Here is a 17,378-nt window from a genome sequence, read left to right on the forward strand (position 1 = left end):
GGAACCGAGAATCTGATGAGTGACTATAAATCTACCCTGAATTTGCCGGAAACGGGGTTCCCGATGCGTGGCGATCTGGCCAAACGCGAACCGGGAATGCTGCAACGTTGGACTGATGACAACCTGTACGGCATCATCCGCGAAGCCAAAAAAGGGAAAAAAACCTTTATTTTGCATGATGGCCCTCCTTACGCGAACGGCAGCATTCATATTGGTCACTCCGTTAACAAGATTCTGAAAGACATTATCGTTAAGTCGAAAGGCATGGCGGGCTATGACTCGCCGTATGTGCCGGGTTGGGACTGCCATGGTTTGCCTATCGAGCACAAAGTTGAGCAGATGATCGGTAAGCCAGGCGAGAAAGTCTCCGCCGCGGAATTCCGTGCCGCCTGCCGCAACTACGCTGCTGAACAGGTTGAAGGCCAGAAGAAAGACTTCATCCGTCTCGGCGTGCTGGGCGACTGGGATCGTCCCTACCTGACCATGGACTTCAAAACCGAAGCCAACATCATTCGTGCGCTGAGTAAAATCATTGGCAACGGCCACCTGCACAAAGGCGCCAAGCCGGTGCACTGGTGCATGGATTGCCGCTCGGCGCTGGCTGAAGCAGAAGTCGAGTACTACGACAAAACTTCCCCATCTATCGACGTGATGTTTAACGCCGTTGATGCCGATGCGGTGCGTGCGAAGTTTGGCGTTGCCGCCTCTGAAGGCCCGGTTTCTCTGGTGATCTGGACCACTACCCCGTGGACCATGCCGGCCAACCGCGGTATCTCACTGCATCCTGAGTTCGAATACCAGTTGCTGCAAATCGAAGGCCGCAGCTTGATCCTCGCCAAAGAGATGGTTGAGGGTGTGATGAAGCGCGCGGGCATCACTGAGTGGAAAGTACTGGGCGAATGCAACGGTGCGGCACTTGAGCTGCAGCTGTTCCAGCACCCGTTCCTTGAGCAGATCCAATCCAAAGTCGTATTGGGCGAGCACGTTACGCTGGAAGCGGGTACCGGTGCAGTGCATACCGCACCTGGCCACGGCCCAGATGACTATGTGATCGGCCAGAAATACGGTCTGGAAACCGCTAACCCGGTCGGCCCGGATGGCGCGTACCTGCCAGGCACCTATCCTACGCTGGATGGTGTAAACGTGTTTAAAGCCAACGACATGATCGTTGAGCTGCTGAAAGAGAAAGGCGCGCTGCTGCACGTAGAGAAACTGCTGCACAGCTATCCACACTGCTGGCGTCACAAAACCCCGATTATCTTCCGTGCCACCCCGCAGTGGTTCATCAGCATGGATCAGAAGGGCCTGCGTGCGCAGTCGCTGAAAGAGATTAAAGGCGTGCAGTGGATCCCAGACTGGGGCCAGGCGCGTATCGAAGCGATGGTGGCGAACCGTCCAGATTGGTGTATCTCGCGTCAGCGTACGTGGGGCGTGCCAATGGCGCTATTCGTACATAAAGAGACCGAGCAGCTGCACCCGGATACACTGGAGCTGATGGAAAAAGTCGCGAAGTGCGTAGAGCAGGATGGCATTCAGGCATGGTGGGATCTTGATCCGCGCGATCTGATGGGCGATGACGCTGATCACTATGTCAAAGTGCCAGATACGCTGGATGTGTGGTTCGATTCAGGATCAACCAGCTACTCTGTGGTCGATGCGCGTCCAGAATTTGGCGGCCATGCGCCGGATATGTATCTGGAAGGTTCAGATCAGCATCGTGGCTGGTTCATGTCTTCGCTGATGATCTCGACGGCGATGAAAGGCAAAGCGCCTTACCGTCAGGTACTGACGCACGGTTTCACCGTGGACGGTCAGGGCCGCAAAATGTCGAAATCCATCGGCAACACCGTGGCACCGCAGGACGTAATGGACAAACTGGGCGCGGACATTCTGCGTCTGTGGGTCGCCTCAACGGATTACTCCGGTGAAATGGCGGTGTCCGACGAAATCCTGAAGCGTGCAGCGGACAGCTATCGTCGTATCCGTAACACCGCGCGTTTCCTGCTGGCTAACCTCGCGGGCTTCAACCCGGCGACCGATTGCGTGAAACCCGAAGAGATGGTGGTGGTAGATCGCTGGGCGGTTGGCCGTGCGCTGGCTGCACAGCAGGACATCGTCCAGTCTTACGAGAACTACGATTTCCATGAAGTGGTGCAGCGTCTGATGCACTTCTGCTCCATCGAAATGGGCTCGTTCTATCTTGATGTGATTAAAGATCGTCAGTACACCGCGAAAGGTGACAGCCTGGCGCGTCGCAGTTGCCAGACCGCGCTGTGGCACATTGTTGAAGCGCTGGTGCGCTGGATGGCGCCAATCATGTCCTTCACTGCTGATGAAATCTGGGGCTACCTGCCGGGTGAACGTGCTAAATACGTATTCACCGAAGAGTGGTATGAAGGCCTGTTTGGTCTGGCGGATAACGAAGCACTGAACGACGCTTATTGGGATGAGCTGCTGAAAGTGCGCGGTGAAGTCAACAAAGTGATCGAGCAGGCGCGCAGCGATAAACGTATCGGTGGCGCACTGGAAGCCACAGTAACGCTTTACGCGGATGCTGAACTGGCCGCTAAACTGCAGGCGCTGGGCGATGAGTTGCGTTTTGTCCTGCTGACTTCCGGCGCGACGGTGGCGGATTACGCCACTGCCAGCGATGAAGCGCAGCAGAGCGAAGTACTGAAAGGTCTGAAAATCGCACTGCACAAAGCAGAAGGCGAGAAATGTCCGCGTTGCTGGCATTACACTACTGACGTTGGCCAGAATCCGGAGCATGCTGCGGTCTGTGGACGTTGTTACACCAACGTAGCCGGCAACGGTGAAGTGCGGAAATTTGCCTGATGAGTAAACTCTGCTCTACCGGATTGCGCTGGTTGTGGCTGGTGCTGGTGGTGATCGTGGTCGATTTCGCCAGCAAGCAGTGGATCATGAACAACATGATGCTGCATGAAACTCAGCCGCTGATACCGTTCCTGAATCTGTTCTACGCGCACAACTATGGCGCGGCGTTCAGCTTCCTGGCGGATAAAGGTGGCTGGCAGCGTTGGTTCTTTGCCGGCATCGCGATTGCGATTGTGGTCGCGCTGGTGATGATGATGTATCGCAACCGTGCAAGTCACAAATTAACCAATATTGCCTACGCGCTGATTATCGGCGGGGCGTTGGGTAACCTGTTTGACCGTGCATATCACGGCTTCGTGGTGGATTTCATCGACTTCTACGTTGGTGACTGGCATTTCGCCACCTTCAACATCGCTGACTGCGGCATCTGTATTGGTGCGGCGTTGGTGGTGCTGGAAGGATTCCTCACGCCGAAAGACAAACAGGTCAAAGAGAAAGGGTAACAAATGACTGAGTCCGTACAGCGCGATAGCGCGTTGCTGGTGCATTTCACGCTGAAGCTGGAAGATGGCTCAACAGCGGAATCAACACGCGCCAACGGCAAACCAGCGCTGTTCCGTCTGGGAGATGGCAGCTTGTCTGGTGCATTGGAACAGGAACTGTTAGGACGTAAAGTCGGCGATAAGCATGCCTTTACGCTGGCACCGGAAGATGCCTTTGGCGGCACCAGTCCGGACCTGGTTCAGTACTTTTCGCGCCGTGACTTTAAAGATGCTGGCGAACCGGAAGTCGGTTCCATCATGCTGTTCAGCGGCAGAGGTGGTAGCGAGATGCCGGGTGTGATCCGTGAAATTTCCGGTGACTCGATCACCGTTGATTTTAACCATCCGTTGGCTGGCCAGCGCATTCAGTTTGAAATTGAAGTGCTGGAGATTGATCCGGTGCTGGAGGCCAGCGATGCAAATCCTGTTAGCTAACCCTCGCGGTTTCTGTGCAGGCGTGGATCGCGCCATCAGCATCGTGGAGCGCGCGCTGGAGATGTACGGTGCACCGATCTACGTGCGTCACGAAGTGGTACATAACCGCTACGTGGTGAGCAGCTTGCGCGATCGGGGAGCGATCTTCATTGAAGAGATCAGCGAAGTGCCGGACGATGCCATCCTGATCTTCTCTGCTCACGGCGTTTCTCAGGCGGTGCGGGCGGAAGCGAAAGCGCGCAATCTCACCATGCTGTTTGACGCCACTTGTCCGTTGGTGACCAAGGTACATATGGAAGTGGCGCGCGCCAGCCGTAAAGGTGTGGAGGCCATTCTGATTGGTCATGCCGGACACCCTGAAGTAGAAGGCACCATGGGGCAGTACAACAACCCCAATGGTGGCATGTATTTGGTGGAGTCACCGGAAGATGTGTTCAAGCTGAGCGTTAAGGACGAAGGCAATCTGTGCTTCATGACGCAGACAACTTTATCGGTTGATGATACATCAGATGTGATTGATGCACTGCGTCAGCGCTTCCCGGCAATTATTGGCCCACGCAAAGATGATATCTGTTACGCCACGACTAACCGCCAGGAAGCCGTGCGTGTTCTGGCGCGTGATGCGGAAGTGGTGCTGGTGGTGGGCTCGAAAAACTCCTCTAACTCCAACCGTCTGGCCGAACTGGCACAGCGTGCGGGGAAACTGGCGAAGCTGATCGATTCAGCAGATGACATTCAGGAAGAGTGGGTTAAAGGCAAGCAGATCATCGGTGTGACGGCGGGTGCCTCGGCACCGGATATTCTGGTGCAGCAGGTGATTCAGCGCTTGAAAGAGTATGGCGGCGAAGCAGCGATTGAGCTGATTGGCCGTGAAGAGAACATTGTGTTTGAAGTGCCAAAAGAGTTGCGTGTCGAAGTGCGCAACGTCCAGTAAGCGTTTGCTATCGAAACAGAATCAGGCCGACATCGTTCGGCCTTTTCTTTATCTGTCGTCGCCAAATAGACCACTTCCAGCAGGTGGGATTGCTTTTACTGATAATGTTTGGCGGCTGGCATAAAATTCTTATTATCCCTTTTTTATTGTGGCGTGACTGTTATCTGACCGTTAACCTGTTTACGCTTTGCATGCATAGATTTGTATCAGGAATGAATAATTATGAGTGATATCCGCATTGCTATCGTTGGTGCGCCAGGCCGCATGGGACGCAATTTAATTCAGGCTGTGCAGCAAGCGGAAGGTGTCGCGTTAGGCGCAGCACTGGCACGTAGCGGTTCTTCACTGCTGGGCGCTGACGCAGGTGAACTGGCTGGTATCGGTAAAACCGATATTAACGTTACCGATGATTTGCTGAAAGTGGTCAATGATTTTGATGTGCTGATCGACTTTACTCGGCCGGAAGGTACGCTGGAATACCTGGCATTCTGCCGCAAGCATAAAAAGGCGATGGTAATTGGCACCACCGGCTTTGATGAGGCAGGTAAAGAAGCGATTCGCGCCGCTGCCGAAGAAATTGGCATTGTGTTTGCCGCTAACTTTAGTGTTGGTGTGAACCTGGTGCTGAATCTGCTGCAGCAAGCAGCCAAAGTGATGGGTGACTATGCTGATATTGAAATTGTGGAAGCGCACCACCGTCATAAAGTTGATGCACCATCAGGTACAGCGTTAGCGATGGGCGAAGCAATTGCCGATGCGATGAACTGGAAATTGGACGAGCACGCGGTTTACGCACGCGAAGGCCATACCGGCGAGCGTCAAGCACAGACCATCGGCTTTGCTACCGTACGCGCAGGCGATATTGTTGGTGAACATACCGCGATGTTTGCTGATATTGGCGAGCGTGTAGAGATTACCCATAAGGCTTCCAGCCGCATGACCTTTGCTAATGGCGCAGTTAAGGCGGCAAGTTGGTTGAAGAACAAGAAATCTGGCCTCTATGATATGCGGGATGTGCTGGATTTATCGATGTTGTGAGTGTTGTGAACCATCGTGATGTGGTTATTTCAATCGGTAAGATGATGATTGAATAGGGCAATGTGATCATTGCCCTTTATTTTACTTATTAAAATGATGGCTTAATTGTATTTTTGTCTTTTGATGTCTATTTTTCAATGTTTAGTTCTATCAGGAGGTCAGTAAGATGCGATTTTTGACCATTTGGTCAAAAATTTATGCGCGGTAGCACGTGTTTGCGATTATTGCCGCTTAGCAACCGTTTATTTTCCTCACTTATCTCACTCTTTTATCGCCTTTCTCGCTTTTTAACATTCAACAGCCTTAAAAATACAAAAAAATAGCCACTCAGGGTAGACAAGCTGAAGGTCGATCATTAGAATGCGCGCAATTTGCCAAAATTCGAGCATTCAGGCGGATTTTGCATTGATTCGGGCATGTATTTTGAATTAATATGCAAATATTGTGACTGTTTATTCCCTGGAGGATGTTTTGATTAAGTCAGCGCTCTTGGTTCTGGAAGACGGAACCCAATTCCACGGTCGGGCCATCGGGGCAACGGGGTCGGCAGTGGGGGAAGTCGTTTTCAACACGTCAATGACTGGTTATCAAGAAATCCTCACTGATCCTTCCTATTCCCGCCAAATCGTTACCCTCACTTATCCCCATATCGGCAATGTTGGCGTTAACGCCGCCGATGAAGAATCCAGCCAAATCCATGCTCAAGGCCTCGTTATTCGCGACCTGCCGCTGATCACCAGCAACTTCCGTAGTGAAGAAAGCCTGTCAGCTTACTTGCAGCGCAATAACATTGTCGGCATCGCCGATATCGACACGCGCAAACTGACCCGTTTGCTGCGCGAGAAGGGCGCTCAGAGCGGCTGCATTATCGCGGGTGATAATCCGGATGCGGCACTGGCGCTGCAAAAAGCGCAGGCGTTCCCGGGCTTGAAAGGCATGGACCTGGCGAAAGAAGTGACCACGGCGGAAACTTACGCGTGGCAGCAGGGTAGCTGGACACTGGAAGGGGATTTGCCTGAGCAGAAAACGGCTGCAGAGCTGCCATTCCACGTTGTCGCCTATGACTTCGGCGCTAAGCGCAACATCCTGCGAATGCTGGTGGATCGCGGTTGCCGTTTGACGGTTGTCCCGGCAAAGACCAGCGCAGAAGAGGTGCTGGCACTCAATCCAGACGGCATTTTCCTGTCGAACGGTCCTGGTGACCCGGAGCCTTGCGATTACGCCATCAACGCCATTCAGGCCTTCCTGAAAACTGATATTCCGGTATTTGGTATTTGCCTCGGCCATCAGCTGCTGGCGCTGGCAAGCGGTGCAAAAACCGTGAAGATGAAACTCGGTCATCACGGCGGCAACCACCCGGTCAAAGATCTCGACAACAATGTGGTGATGATTACCGCGCAGAACCACGGTTTCGCGGTTGATGACAGCCAGCTGCCAGCGAATCTGCGTGTCACGCATGTGTCGCTGTTCGACCAGACGGTGCAAGGTATTCACCGCACAGATAAACCGGCCTTCAGCTTCCAGGGACACCCTGAAGCGAGCCCAGGCCCGCACGATGCGGCGACGCTGTTCGATCACTTTATCGAACTGATCGAAGCTTACCGTTCTAACGCGAAGTAATCAGGAGCCCACGATGCCAAAACGTACAGACATAAAATCCATCCTGATCCTTGGCGCTGGCCCGATCGTTATCGGCCAGGCATGTGAATTTGACTACTCCGGTGCACAGGCGTGTAAAGCGCTGCGTGAAGAGGGTTACCGCGTCATTCTGGTCAACTCCAACCCGGCCACCATCATGACCGACCCGGAAATGGCCGATGCGACCTATATTGAGCCGATTCACTGGGAAGTAGTACGTAAGATCATCGAAAAAGAGCGTCCGGATGCCGTTCTGCCGACCATGGGCGGCCAGACTGCACTGAACTGTGCGCTGGAGCTGGAGCGTCAGGGTGTGCTGGCTGAGTTCGGCGTCACCATGATCGGTGCGACCGCGGATGCCATCGATAAAGCCGAAGACCGCCGCCGTTTCGACGTGGCGATGAAAAGCATCGGCCTCGGCACCGCGCGTTCCGGTATCGCGCATACCATGGAAGAAGCACTGGCCGTGGCCGAAGATGTAGGCTTCCCGTGCATCATTCGTCCTTCCTTTACCATGGGCGGCACCGGTGGCGGTATCGCTTACAATCGCGAAGAGTTCGAAGAGATTTGCGAGCGTGGCCTGGATCTTTCCCCTACCAATGAGCTGCTGATTGATGAGTCGCTGATTGGCTGGAAAGAGTACGAGATGGAAGTGGTGCGTGATAAAAACGACAACTGCATCATCGTCTGCTCGATCGAAAACTTCGATGCGATGGGTATCCATACCGGCGACTCGATCACCGTGGCACCGGCGCAAACCCTGACGGATAAAGAATACCAAATCATGCGTAACGCCTCGCTGGCGGTACTGCGTGAAATCGGCGTGGAAACCGGCGGTTCTAACGTGCAGTTCTCGGTTAACCCAAAAGACGGCCGTCTTGTGGTTATCGAAATGAACCCGCGCGTGTCGCGCTCCTCGGCGCTGGCTTCCAAAGCGACCGGTTTCCCGATTGCAAAAGTCGCCGCGAAACTGGCGGTGGGCTTCACTCTCGATGAGCTAATGAATGACATCACCGGCGGTCGTACGCCGGCGTCGTTTGAGCCTTCAATCGACTACGTTGTGACCAAGATTCCTCGCTTCAACTTCGAGAAGTTCGCTGGTGCCAATGACCGCCTGACCACGCAGATGAAATCTGTGGGTGAAGTGATGGCGATTGGCCGCACCTTCCAGGAATCAATGCAGAAAGCGCTGCGCGGTCTGGAAGTGGGGGCAAACGGCTTCGACCCGAAAGTGGATCTGGATGATGCCGAAGCCCTGACCCGCATCCGCCGTGAGCTGAAAGATGCCGGTTCTGACCGTATCTGGTACATCGCGGATGCGTTCCGTGCCGGTATGTCGGTGGATGGCGTGTTCAACCTGACTAACATTGACCGCTGGTTCCTGGTGCAAATCGAAGAGCTGGTACGTCTGGAAGAGCAGGTTGCGCGTGAAGGTGTCAACTCACTGAATGCTGATTTCCTGCGTGCACTGAAGCGCAAAGGCTTTGCTGACGTGCGTCTGGCAAACCTGGCGGGCGTGGCAGAGAGTGAAATTCGCAAACTGCGTCAGCAGTTCAACCTGCACCCAGTCTACAAACGCGTAGACACCTGTGCGGCAGAATTCTCCACCGATACCGCTTATATGTACTCCACTTATGAAGAAGAGTGCGAGGCCAATCCAAACCAGGATCGTGACAAAATCATGATTTTGGGCGGCGGTCCAAACCGTATCGGTCAGGGTATCGAGTTCGATTACTGCTGCGTACATGCGGCACTGGCGCTGCGCGACGACGGTTACGAAACCATTATGGTGAACTGTAACCCGGAAACCGTATCGACTGACTACGACACCTCCGATCGTTTGTACTTCGAACCGGTGACGCTGGAAGACGTGCTGGAAATCGTGCGCATCGAGAAGCCTAAAGGCGTCATCGTGCAGTACGGCGGCCAGACCCCGCTGAAGCTGGCTCGTGCGCTGGAAGCAGCAGGTGTGCCCGTGATAGGCACTAGCCCAGATGCGATTGACCGTGCTGAAGACCGTGAACGTTTCCAGCAGGCGGTTGATCGCCTGAGCCTGAAGCAACCGGCTAACGCCACCGTGGCTACGCTGGAGCAAGCTGTTGAGAAAGCGGCAGGTATCGGTTATCCGTTGGTGGTACGTCCTTCCTATGTGCTGGGCGGTCGTGCGATGGAAATCGTTTATGATGAAATCGACCTGAAGCGTTACTTCCAGACCGCGGTTTCGGTTTCCAATGATGCACCGGTTCTGCTGGACCGCTTCCTGGATGATGCAGTGGAAGTCGACGTGGATGCGATTTGCGACGGTGAACGTGTGCTGATTGGCGGCATCATGGAGCACATCGAACAAGCCGGCGTTCACTCAGGTGACTCCGCTTGTTCACTGCCGGCTTATACGCTGAGCACTGAAATCCAGAACGTGATGCGTCAACAGGTCGAGAAACTGGCTTTCGAGCTGAACGTACGCGGTTTGATGAACGTGCAGTTTGCAGTGAAGGACAACGAGGTTTACCTGATTGAGGTGAACCCACGTGCGGCGCGTACCGTGCCATTCGTGTCTAAAGCGACCGGCGTACCTTTAGCGAAAGTGGCTGCACGCGTGATGGCAGGTAAAACCCTGGCTGAGCAGGGCGTCACGAAAGAAATCATTCCACCGTATTATTCGGTGAAAGAAGTGGTGCTACCGTTCAACAAGTTCCCGGGTGTTGACCCGATTCTTGGTCCAGAGATGCGTTCTACCGGTGAAGTGATGGGTGTCGGTCGTACCTTTGCGGAAGCGTTCGCCAAAGCGATGCTGGGTGCGCAGAGCAACATGAAGAAAACCGGTCGTGCGTTACTGTCTGTGCGCGAAGGCGATAAGAAACGTATCGTTGACCTGGCGGCGAAGCTGCAGAAGTTTGGCTTCGAGTTGGACGCCACACACGGCACCGCTGTGGTGCTGGGTGAGGCCGGTATCAACCCACGTCTGGTTAACAAGGTGCATGAAGGTCGTCCACACATTCAGGACCGTCTGAAGAATGGCGAATACACCTACATCGTCAATACCACCGCAGGTCGTCAGGCGATTGAAGATTCCAAACTGATTCGCCGCAGTGCACTGCAATATAAAGTGCATTATGACACCACGCTGAATGGTGGATTTGCTACCGCGATGGCGTTGAATGCAGATCCGACAGAGAAAGTGATTTCAGTGCAGGAAATGCATGCGCAAATCAAAGGTTAATCAATAAGTTGACCGACTGAAAACGGCTCCTTTGGGAGCCGTTTTTTTTCGCCTGTTTATCATTGGTTGAATAAGGTTATGTGTGAAAAATATATTGATTTGACATAGTTTTTATCAGTTGATGCGATAACGGTTACACCTCGGATTATCCGCACAAAATTATAAATACGATCCCGGTAAGCGCACCGTACTATCTTGAGCGCTCATCAATAGAGCGCTCACCTTAACTGGGATATAAAAATGAAAATGCGTGCTTTCACCCTCAGCGCAGTGGCTGCGTTATTAGTTGCTGCGCCTCTCGCCAGCCAGGCGGAAATTACCCTGCTGAAGCAGGATCCGCAGGCAGGCGATCCACTTAGTCGTCTTGATTTCAAAGTCGGCGGCAGTATTCGTCCTCAGTTCCAGCATCAGGCTGGCGTCAGTGATCAATCGTACAAGCGTAACGGCTACGATGGTGGTTCACGTTTCCGTTTCTCCGCGGATTACTACCTGTTTGATGACATCAGCTGGGTCAGCTACTACGAGCTGGGCGTGAACTTCCCGGCCTGGTGGGGTTGGGATAACCACTATGCCGATGGCCAGAACAACACCACGCGTCGTCAGCTGTACACGGGTCTGAAGAGCAAAACCTGGGGTCAGTTGACCTTTGGTCAGCAGAACAGCGTTTACTATGATGTGGTCGGCGCGAAGACCGATATCTGGGACTACGACATGCTGGCTCAGGCACCGGGCAACGGTATCAACGGTGACTACGACGGTTCATACCGTTCACGTAAGATGCTGAAGTACAAAAACACCTTCGGCGACGTTGATGTTTACGCTTCATACCTGTTTGAAGATAACAACTACCTGCCAGGCAACGGCCTGCGTTACAAGCGTAAAGGCGGCGGCTCACTGGGTGTGAACTATCACATCACCAAAGATCTGGCATGGGGCACGGCATGGAACTACACCCGTGCAGATATCCATAACCCAGGCACCGGTGAAAGCAAAGACTATGACCAGAACATCTACGGTACCGCGCTGAGTTGGACCCCGGATAACTGGACGCTGTCTGCAGGTGCAGGCTGGTATCAGAACTTCTCACCAACCAAGAAGAATACGGTTAACAATTACTTCGCGGATGATGCGTGGGGCGTGGAATACTTCGCCGGTTACAAATTCCCAATTGGCCAGTACGCGGTCAAATCTATCCAGCCTTACTTCATGGGCGACCGTCTGGAGTTCGTCAATGGACGTAACTACAAACGTATCGACAATGGCGTTGGTATCAGCACTAAACTGGATTACGGCTTCCAGGTGGACTACGAATACGTGATCACCTCAAGCACCGACAAATCACTGGGTAACATGAACCTGGTGCGTCTGCGCTACGATTTCTAATCGACGTTACAACGGCTCCTGCGGGAGCCGTTTTTCTTTGTCGCAGACAGTGCGGTTTTCTTTACACTCCATCACGTTAAAGCCTCATTTCACCCTGAGTTATAGCGTCCTGCCGGACTAATATGGCGTCTATTCCCAAGTATGGTGGGAAAGTCGGTGTAAAACTCTGTCCAATAACAAAAATGCGGTCGCATAGGAGCTTTACGCAAATAGCGGGGGCGGCCTATCGACGAAACTTTCGCCTTTACGTATCATTGCGCCAATTTTTTTCCTGTAGGTCTTTTAACATGATTAGTCTGATCGCAGCACTGGCAGCCGATCGCATTATTGGTATGGAAAATGCCATGCCATGGAACCTGCCCGCTGATTTGGCGTGGTTTAAACGTAATACGCTGAATAAGCCGGTGATTATGGGGCGTCTGACCTTTGAATCAATCGGCCGCCCGCTACCGGGACGTTTAAATATTGTGGTGAGCAGCCAGCCGGGCACCCATGAAGGCGTGACCTGGGTGACTTCGCTGGACGAAGCAGTGAAAGCGGCGGGAGACGTGGAAGAGGTCATGGTGATCGGTGGCGGTCGCATTTACGAACAGATGCTGGCGCGCGCCGATCGTTTGTATCTCACACACATTGATGCCGAAGTCGAAGGTGACACCCAATTCCCGGATTACGAGCCGGATGAGTGGCAATCGACCTTTAGCGAGTTTCATGACGCCGATGCACAAAACTCGCACAGCTACTGCTTTGAGATTTTAGATCGCCGTTGATGTTTATCCCGGCACCCATCAATGTGCCCCTGAGAAAATCGTCTCATTTCGTCGTGGTGTTGCCCTACAGGGCGACCGGGAAATCTCAGAACCACCCTTTATGGCGAACAAAAAAAGCCCCGCACGTTGCGGGGCTTTTTGTTTATGACATATCGCTCAATGGCGGATGTACGCTGGCGGCACTCTCTGCCATCGCCTTTTCGCGGTTGGAGGCCTGCAAATAATAGCGTTGCGATTCCCAGTGCAGCAGCGTCAGCGTGCCGCCCCAGCAGCAACCGGTATCCAGGCCGATAATGTGCTCAGGCGTCCCCTTGCCCTCCAGTGAAGCCCAGTGACCAAACACCTGCGTGTAGTCGCTGCCGATCTTGCCGGGAACAAGGAACCAGGGTTTCAGCGGCGGTGGAGCAGAGTTGGGGGCTTCTTTGCAGATCATATCCAACTGACCGTTGGGGAAGCAGAAGCGCATACGCGTCAGGGCATTGGTACTGAAGCGCAGACGCGCCAAGCCGCTCAATTCCGGCGCCCAGTTGTTCGGCATGTCGCCGTACATCGCATCCAGGAACAGCGGGTAGGTGTCGCTGGCCAGCACGGCTTCAACTTCACGCGCACAGAGTTTTGCCGTGTCGAGATCCCACTGCGGTGTGATACCCGCATGAGCCATCAACAACTTTTTCTCTTCATCCACTTGTAGCAGCGGCTGGCGACGTAACCAGTTGATCAGCTCATCCGCGTCCTGCGCCTCTAACAATGGCGTCAGACGATCTTTAGGTTTGTTACGGCTGATGCCCGCATAAACCGCCAGCAGATGCAGATCGTGATTGCCGAGCACCAGTCGTACGCAATCTCCCAGCGATTTCACATAGCGCAGCACATCCAGCGAACCCGGGCCACGCGCCACTAAGTCGCCGGTTAGCCAAAGCTCGTCTTGCTGCGGATCGAAATCAACCTGCGCCAGCAGCGCACGTAGCTCGTCATAACAGCCGTGAATATCGCCAATCAGGTATGTACTCATTACGTCAGTCCGATCAAAACGCGCCGCCCGGACTGGCCGGGCGGAGGGGGATTAATGTATGTGGGTTTGCACGGCGAGTCGGAACACCGGAATGTCGACGTGAAATTCTTCACCTTCATCGTCGATCATCACATAGTGACCTTGCATGGTGCCCATAGGGGTTTCCAGAATCGCACCGCTGGTGTACTGATACTCACCGCCAGCGGCAATGTGCGGTTGCTCGCCAACCACACCTTCCCCCTGAACTTCAGTCTCACGACCGTTGCCATTGGTGATAAGCCAGTAGCGACTATGCAGTTGAACGCTATTTCGTCCCAGATTACGTATGGTGATGGTGTAGGCAAACACGTAACGATCCTCGTCGGGCAAGGATTGTGATTCCACATATTGACTCAATACATGAATACAGACGCGGGCCAGTTCACTCATACACTTATTTCTCCGGGGTTTCAGCCTGATGATTGCCCAGCCAGTTCGCCAGTTGGCAATACTGTGCCACGGTGACATTCTCAGCACGCAGCGAGGCATCAATGTTCAGTTCATCCAACGCACCCGCAGTAAACATATGTGCAAGGCTGTTACGCAGGGTTTTACGGCGTTGACCAAAGGCTTCAGTGGTGATGCGGCTCAGCAGGCGAATATCGCTCACCGGATAAGGTGGTTCTGGGTAAGGCATCAAACGCACCACGGCGGAATCAACTTTTGGCGCAGGCGTGAAGGATTCGGGTGGAACTTCCAGCACCGGAATCACCTGGCAATAGTACTGCGCCATCACGCTCAGGCGGCCATACGCTTTACTGCCTGGTCCGGCAACCAAACGGTTTACCACTTCTTTCTGCAGCATGAAGTGCATGTCTTTAATCGAACCAGTATAGCTGAAAAGGTGGAACATCAGCGGGGTCGAAATATTGTACGGCAGGTTGCCAAAGACACGTAGTGGCTGACCTTTCTCTTGCGCCAGCGCCGAGAAATCGAAAGTCATGGCATCTTGCTGATAAATGGTCAGCTTCGGTCCGAGGAACGGATGGGTCTGCAAACGTGCAGCCAGATCGCGGTCCAGCTCTACAACGGTCAGTTCATCGAGGCGTTCGCCCACCGGTTCAGTTAAGGCACCCAGGCCGGGACCAATCTCCACAATCGCTTCTCCCTTCTGCGGGTGAATAGCGGAGACAATGCTGTCGATAATGTACTGATCGTTCAGGAAGTTCTGCCCGAAACGTTTACGGGCAAAATGCCCCTGATGGACGCGATTATTCATTACTGCTCTTGATCATAGTGATGGCGAGATTAAGCGCCGTGATAAAGCTGCCCGGTTCCGCCTTGCCCTGGCCGGCTAATTCCAGCGCGGTACCATGGTCGACAGAAGTCCGGATAAAGGGCAGGCCAAGGGTGATATTCACCGCGCGACCAAACCCCTGAAATTTTAGCACCGGTAAGCCCTGATCGTGATACATCGCCAGGACCGCATCGGCATGCTGTAGGTACTTCGGCTGGAACAGCGTATCAGCCGGTAATGGGCCGGTAAGCTGTATACCTTGCTGACGCAGTTCGTCGAGCGCCGGAATGATAGTATCAATTTCTTCACGGCCCATATGGCCGCTTTCGCCCGCGTGCGGATTCAGGCCGCAGACAAAGATATGCGGATGGGGTAAACCGAACTTCTGCTGTAAATCCTGATGCAGAATCGTAATCACCTCATGCAGGCTGTCGCGAGTAATCGCATCAGCGACATCTTTTAACGGCAAATGCGTAGTGGCGAGCGCGACGCGTAACTCTTCGGTGGCCAGCATCATCACCACGCGATCGCCACCGGCACGCTCGGCGAAGAATTCGGTATGACCGGTAAACGGAATGCCGGCGTCATTGATGACGCCTTTGTGCACGGGTCCGGTAATCAACGCAGCAAATTCACCGTTTAGGCAACCGTCGCAGGCACGCGCCAGCGTTTCCAATACGTAATGCCCATTCGCTACGGTTAATTCACCAGGCGTGACCGGCTGCGCGGTATCAACCTGCAGCAGCGTTAACGTACCGGCCTGCTGTACTTGTGCCGCAACACCCGGTTGGTAATCGCGCAGCGTAAGCGGTAAGCCCAGTTGCTGGGCTCGCTGACGCAGCACATGGCCATCGGCACAGACCACCAGTTCAACTGGCCAGTCGAGCTGAGCCAGTTGAACGGTGAGATCAGGACCAATCCCGGCGGGTTCGCCGGGGGTGATCACGACACGATAATTACTGACCATTGTTGTCCAGAATCTTCACGTAAGCACTGGCGCGTTGTTCCTGCATCCAGGTTTGTGCTTCTTCGGCAAATTTACGGTTAAACAGCAGACGATAAGCACGCTCTTTCTGCGCCGCATCGGTTTTATCAACCTGACGGGTATCCAGTAACTGAATCAGATGCCAGCCGAAGGAGGAGTGTACCGGCTCACTGACCTGGCCTTTTTGCAGCTTCAGCAGCGCATCACGGAAGGCAGGATCGTAGATTTCAGGCGTTGCCCAGCCGAGATCACCACCCTGGTTAGCAGAACCCGGATCGTCAGAGAACTGTTTTGCCGCCGCAGCAAAGGTGGTTTTGCCACTCTTGATGTCAGCCGCGATCTGCTCGATCTTCGCTTGTGCCTGCGCATCAGTGAGGATCGGAGAAGGCTTCAGCAGAATATGGCGTGCATGCACTTCGGTGACAGAGATGTTTTTACTCTCACCGCGCAGATCGTTCACTTTAAGAATATGGAAGCCAACACCAGAACGTATTGGGCCGACGATGTCGCCCTTCTTCGCGGTGCTTAACGCTTGCGAGAACAGGGTCGGCAACTCTTCAATTTTCGCCCAACCCATGTTGCCGCCTTTCAGCGCCTGCGGATCGGCAGAGTAGGTCACTGCCATTTTGCCGAAATCGGCACCGCTTTTCAGTTGACCGACCAATTGACGCGCCAGCGCTTCCTGATCGTCAACCTGCTGCTGCGTAGGGTTTTCTGACAGTGGCAGCAAGATCTGGCTCACGTTCAGTTCAGTGCCCTGAGTATTCTGTGAACCAATCTGCGTTGCCAGCGTATCGACTTCCTGCGGCAGGATGGTGACACGGCGGCGCACTTCGTTATTACGCACTTCAGAGATCAGCATTTCCTGACGGATCTGCGCACGGTAGGCGTTGTAGTTCATTCCGTCATAGGCCAGGCGGCTGCGCAACTGATCCATGCTCATCTTATTTTGTGCGGCAATATTCTGGATTGCCTGATCCAACTGCTGATCGCTGACCTGCAGGCCGGCTTTCTCGCCCATCTGAAGAATGATGGCATCCATGACCTGACGCTCAAGGATCTGATGACGCAAGGTTTTGTCATCAGGCAACTGTTGATGAGCTTGCTGCGCCTGTGATTTCACGGTGCGCATCATGTTATCAACGTCACTTTCCAGTACCACGCCGTTATTCACGACGGCAGCAACTTTATCAAGCTCTTGTGGGGCTGCGAACGCAGTGTTAGCGGTGATCGCTACACCAAGAATCAGCATTCTCCAGTTCTTCATACTTTATCCATTGTTGTTTCCGCACTGCGGGATAGCCTGTCAAACA

At 53.7% G+C, this 17,378-nt stretch carries 14 protein-coding genes; 9 read left to right on the forward strand and 5 right to left on the reverse strand.

Translation table 11 applies throughout. From position 1 onward, the window contains the following. The first annotated feature begins 15 nt into the window (after nt 1-15). From ileS to folA, 9 genes are all read left to right on the forward strand, one after another. Nucleotides 16-2,835, forward strand: coding sequence for an isoleucine--tRNA ligase (gene ileS / locus CRO33_RS12200; RefSeq protein ID WP_097118314.1), 2,820 nt, complete (start codon nt 16-18; stop codon nt 2,833-2,835). Beyond that, nucleotides 2,835-3,338 (forward strand): signal peptidase II, encoded by a 504-nt coding sequence (gene lspA / locus CRO33_RS12205; protein ID WP_097118315.1) that lies wholly within the window; start codon nt 2,835-2,837, stop codon nt 3,336-3,338. Before ileS ends, lspA begins: the two co-directional genes overlap by 1 nt. A gap of 3 nt (nt 3,339-3,341) precedes the next feature. Then, nucleotides 3,342-3,812, forward strand: a complete 471-nt coding sequence (gene fkpB, locus CRO33_RS12210; RefSeq protein WP_034826099.1) for an FKBP-type peptidyl-prolyl cis-trans isomerase — start codon at nt 3,342-3,344, stop codon at nt 3,810-3,812. Then, the gene (gene ispH / locus CRO33_RS12215) at nt 3,793-4,746 is read left to right on the forward strand and encodes a 4-hydroxy-3-methylbut-2-enyl diphosphate reductase (protein ID WP_034826097.1); all 954 of its coding nucleotides are present in this window, start codon (nt 3,793-3,795) and stop codon (nt 4,744-4,746) included. Before fkpB ends, ispH begins: the two co-directional genes overlap by 20 nt. Nucleotides 4,747-4,968: 222 nt before the next feature. Further along, nucleotides 4,969-5,784 (forward strand): 4-hydroxy-tetrahydrodipicolinate reductase, encoded by an 816-nt coding sequence (dapB, locus tag CRO33_RS12220; protein ID WP_097118316.1) that lies wholly within the window; start codon nt 4,969-4,971, stop codon nt 5,782-5,784. Nucleotides 5,785-6,255: 471 nt separating this feature from the next. Next, nucleotides 6,256-7,404: a glutamine-hydrolyzing carbamoyl-phosphate synthase small subunit gene (carA, locus tag CRO33_RS12225; protein WP_097118317.1), complete on the forward strand. Its 1,149-nt coding sequence runs from the start codon at nt 6,256-6,258 to the stop codon at nt 7,402-7,404. A gap of 13 nt (nt 7,405-7,417) precedes the next feature. Then, nucleotides 7,418-10,642: a carbamoyl-phosphate synthase large subunit gene (gene carB / locus CRO33_RS12230; RefSeq protein WP_034826091.1), complete on the forward strand. Its 3,225-nt coding sequence runs from the start codon at nt 7,418-7,420 to the stop codon at nt 10,640-10,642. Between the two features lie 240 nt (nt 10,643-10,882). Then, a complete protein-coding gene (locus tag CRO33_RS12235; RefSeq protein ID WP_160833562.1) occupies nt 10,883-12,025 on the forward strand; it encodes a porin in 1,143 nt (380 codons plus the stop codon). Nucleotides 12,026-12,312: 287 nt separating this feature from the next. Continuing rightward, the gene (gene folA / locus CRO33_RS12240) at nt 12,313-12,792 is read left to right on the forward strand and encodes a type 3 dihydrofolate reductase (RefSeq protein ID WP_034826087.1); all 480 of its coding nucleotides are present in this window, start codon (nt 12,313-12,315) and stop codon (nt 12,790-12,792) included. Between the two features lie 142 nt (nt 12,793-12,934). Here the strand turns inward: folA and apaH are convergent, their stop codons facing one another. The 5 genes from apaH to surA are packed head-to-tail and all read right to left on the reverse strand — an operon-like array spanning nt 12,935 to nt 17,332. Then, nucleotides 12,935-13,804 (reverse strand): bis(5'-nucleosyl)-tetraphosphatase (symmetrical) ApaH, encoded by an 870-nt coding sequence (apaH, locus tag CRO33_RS12245; RefSeq protein ID WP_097118319.1) that lies wholly within the window; start codon nt 13,802-13,804, stop codon nt 12,935-12,937. Between the two features lie 51 nt (nt 13,805-13,855). Further along, the gene (gene apaG, locus CRO33_RS12250) at nt 13,856-14,233 is read right to left on the reverse strand and encodes a Co2+/Mg2+ efflux protein ApaG (protein ID WP_034826077.1); all 378 of its coding nucleotides are present in this window, start codon (nt 14,231-14,233) and stop codon (nt 13,856-13,858) included. Nucleotides 14,234-14,237: 4 nt separating this feature from the next. Then, the gene (gene rsmA, locus CRO33_RS12255; protein WP_034826076.1) at nt 14,238-15,062 is read right to left on the reverse strand and encodes a 16S rRNA (adenine(1518)-N(6)/adenine(1519)-N(6))-dimethyltransferase RsmA; all 825 of its coding nucleotides are present in this window, start codon (nt 15,060-15,062) and stop codon (nt 14,238-14,240) included. Then, on the reverse strand, nt 15,055-16,047 hold the full coding sequence (gene pdxA, locus CRO33_RS12260; protein WP_097118320.1) for a 4-hydroxythreonine-4-phosphate dehydrogenase PdxA: 993 nt from the start codon (nt 16,045-16,047) through the stop codon (nt 15,055-15,057). The genes rsmA and pdxA overlap by 8 nt, the downstream gene beginning before the upstream one ends. Next, nucleotides 16,037-17,332, reverse strand: a complete 1,296-nt coding sequence (surA, locus tag CRO33_RS12265; protein WP_097118321.1) for a peptidylprolyl isomerase SurA — start codon at nt 17,330-17,332, stop codon at nt 16,037-16,039. The genes pdxA and surA overlap by 11 nt, the downstream gene beginning before the upstream one ends. Between the last annotated feature and the right edge of the window lie 46 nt (nt 17,333-17,378).

The organism is Pantoea sp. GL120224-02 (genome assembly GCF_900215395.1).
GTDB classification, from domain to species: domain Bacteria; phylum Pseudomonadota; class Gammaproteobacteria; order Enterobacterales; family Enterobacteriaceae; genus Pantoea; species Pantoea communis.

Excerpts from the sequence above, each read along its gene's own strand:
- CRO33_RS12235 (WP_160833562.1), top strand. The coding sequence starts at position 10,883 with ATGAAAATGCGTGCTTTCACCCTCAGCGCAGTGGCTGCGTTATTAGTT.
- apaG (WP_034826077.1), bottom strand. The coding sequence starts at position 14,233 with ATGAGTGAACTGGCCCGCGTCTGTATTCATGTATTGAGTCAATATGTG.
- folA (WP_034826087.1), top strand. The coding sequence starts at position 12,313 with ATGATTAGTCTGATCGCAGCACTGGCAGCCGATCGCATTATTGGTATG.
- surA (WP_097118321.1), bottom strand. The coding sequence starts at position 17,332 with ATGAAGAACTGGAGAATGCTGATTCTTGGTGTAGCGATCACCGCTAAC.
- pdxA (WP_097118320.1), bottom strand. The coding sequence starts at position 16,047 with ATGGTCAGTAATTATCGTGTCGTGATCACCCCCGGCGAACCCGCCGGG.
- dapB (WP_097118316.1), top strand. The coding sequence starts at position 4,969 with ATGAGTGATATCCGCATTGCTATCGTTGGTGCGCCAGGCCGCATGGGA.
- carB (WP_034826091.1), top strand. The coding sequence starts at position 7,418 with ATGCCAAAACGTACAGACATAAAATCCATCCTGATCCTTGGCGCTGGC.
- apaH (WP_097118319.1), bottom strand. The coding sequence starts at position 13,804 with ATGAGTACATACCTGATTGGCGATATTCACGGCTGTTATGACGAGCTA.
- rsmA (WP_034826076.1), bottom strand. The coding sequence starts at position 15,062 with ATGAATAATCGCGTCCATCAGGGGCATTTTGCCCGTAAACGTTTCGGG.
- fkpB (WP_034826099.1), top strand. The coding sequence starts at position 3,342 with ATGACTGAGTCCGTACAGCGCGATAGCGCGTTGCTGGTGCATTTCACG.
- lspA (WP_097118315.1), top strand. The coding sequence starts at position 2,835 with ATGAGTAAACTCTGCTCTACCGGATTGCGCTGGTTGTGGCTGGTGCTG.
- ispH (WP_034826097.1), top strand. The coding sequence starts at position 3,793 with ATGCAAATCCTGTTAGCTAACCCTCGCGGTTTCTGTGCAGGCGTGGAT.
- ileS (WP_097118314.1), top strand. The coding sequence starts at position 16 with ATGAGTGACTATAAATCTACCCTGAATTTGCCGGAAACGGGGTTCCCG.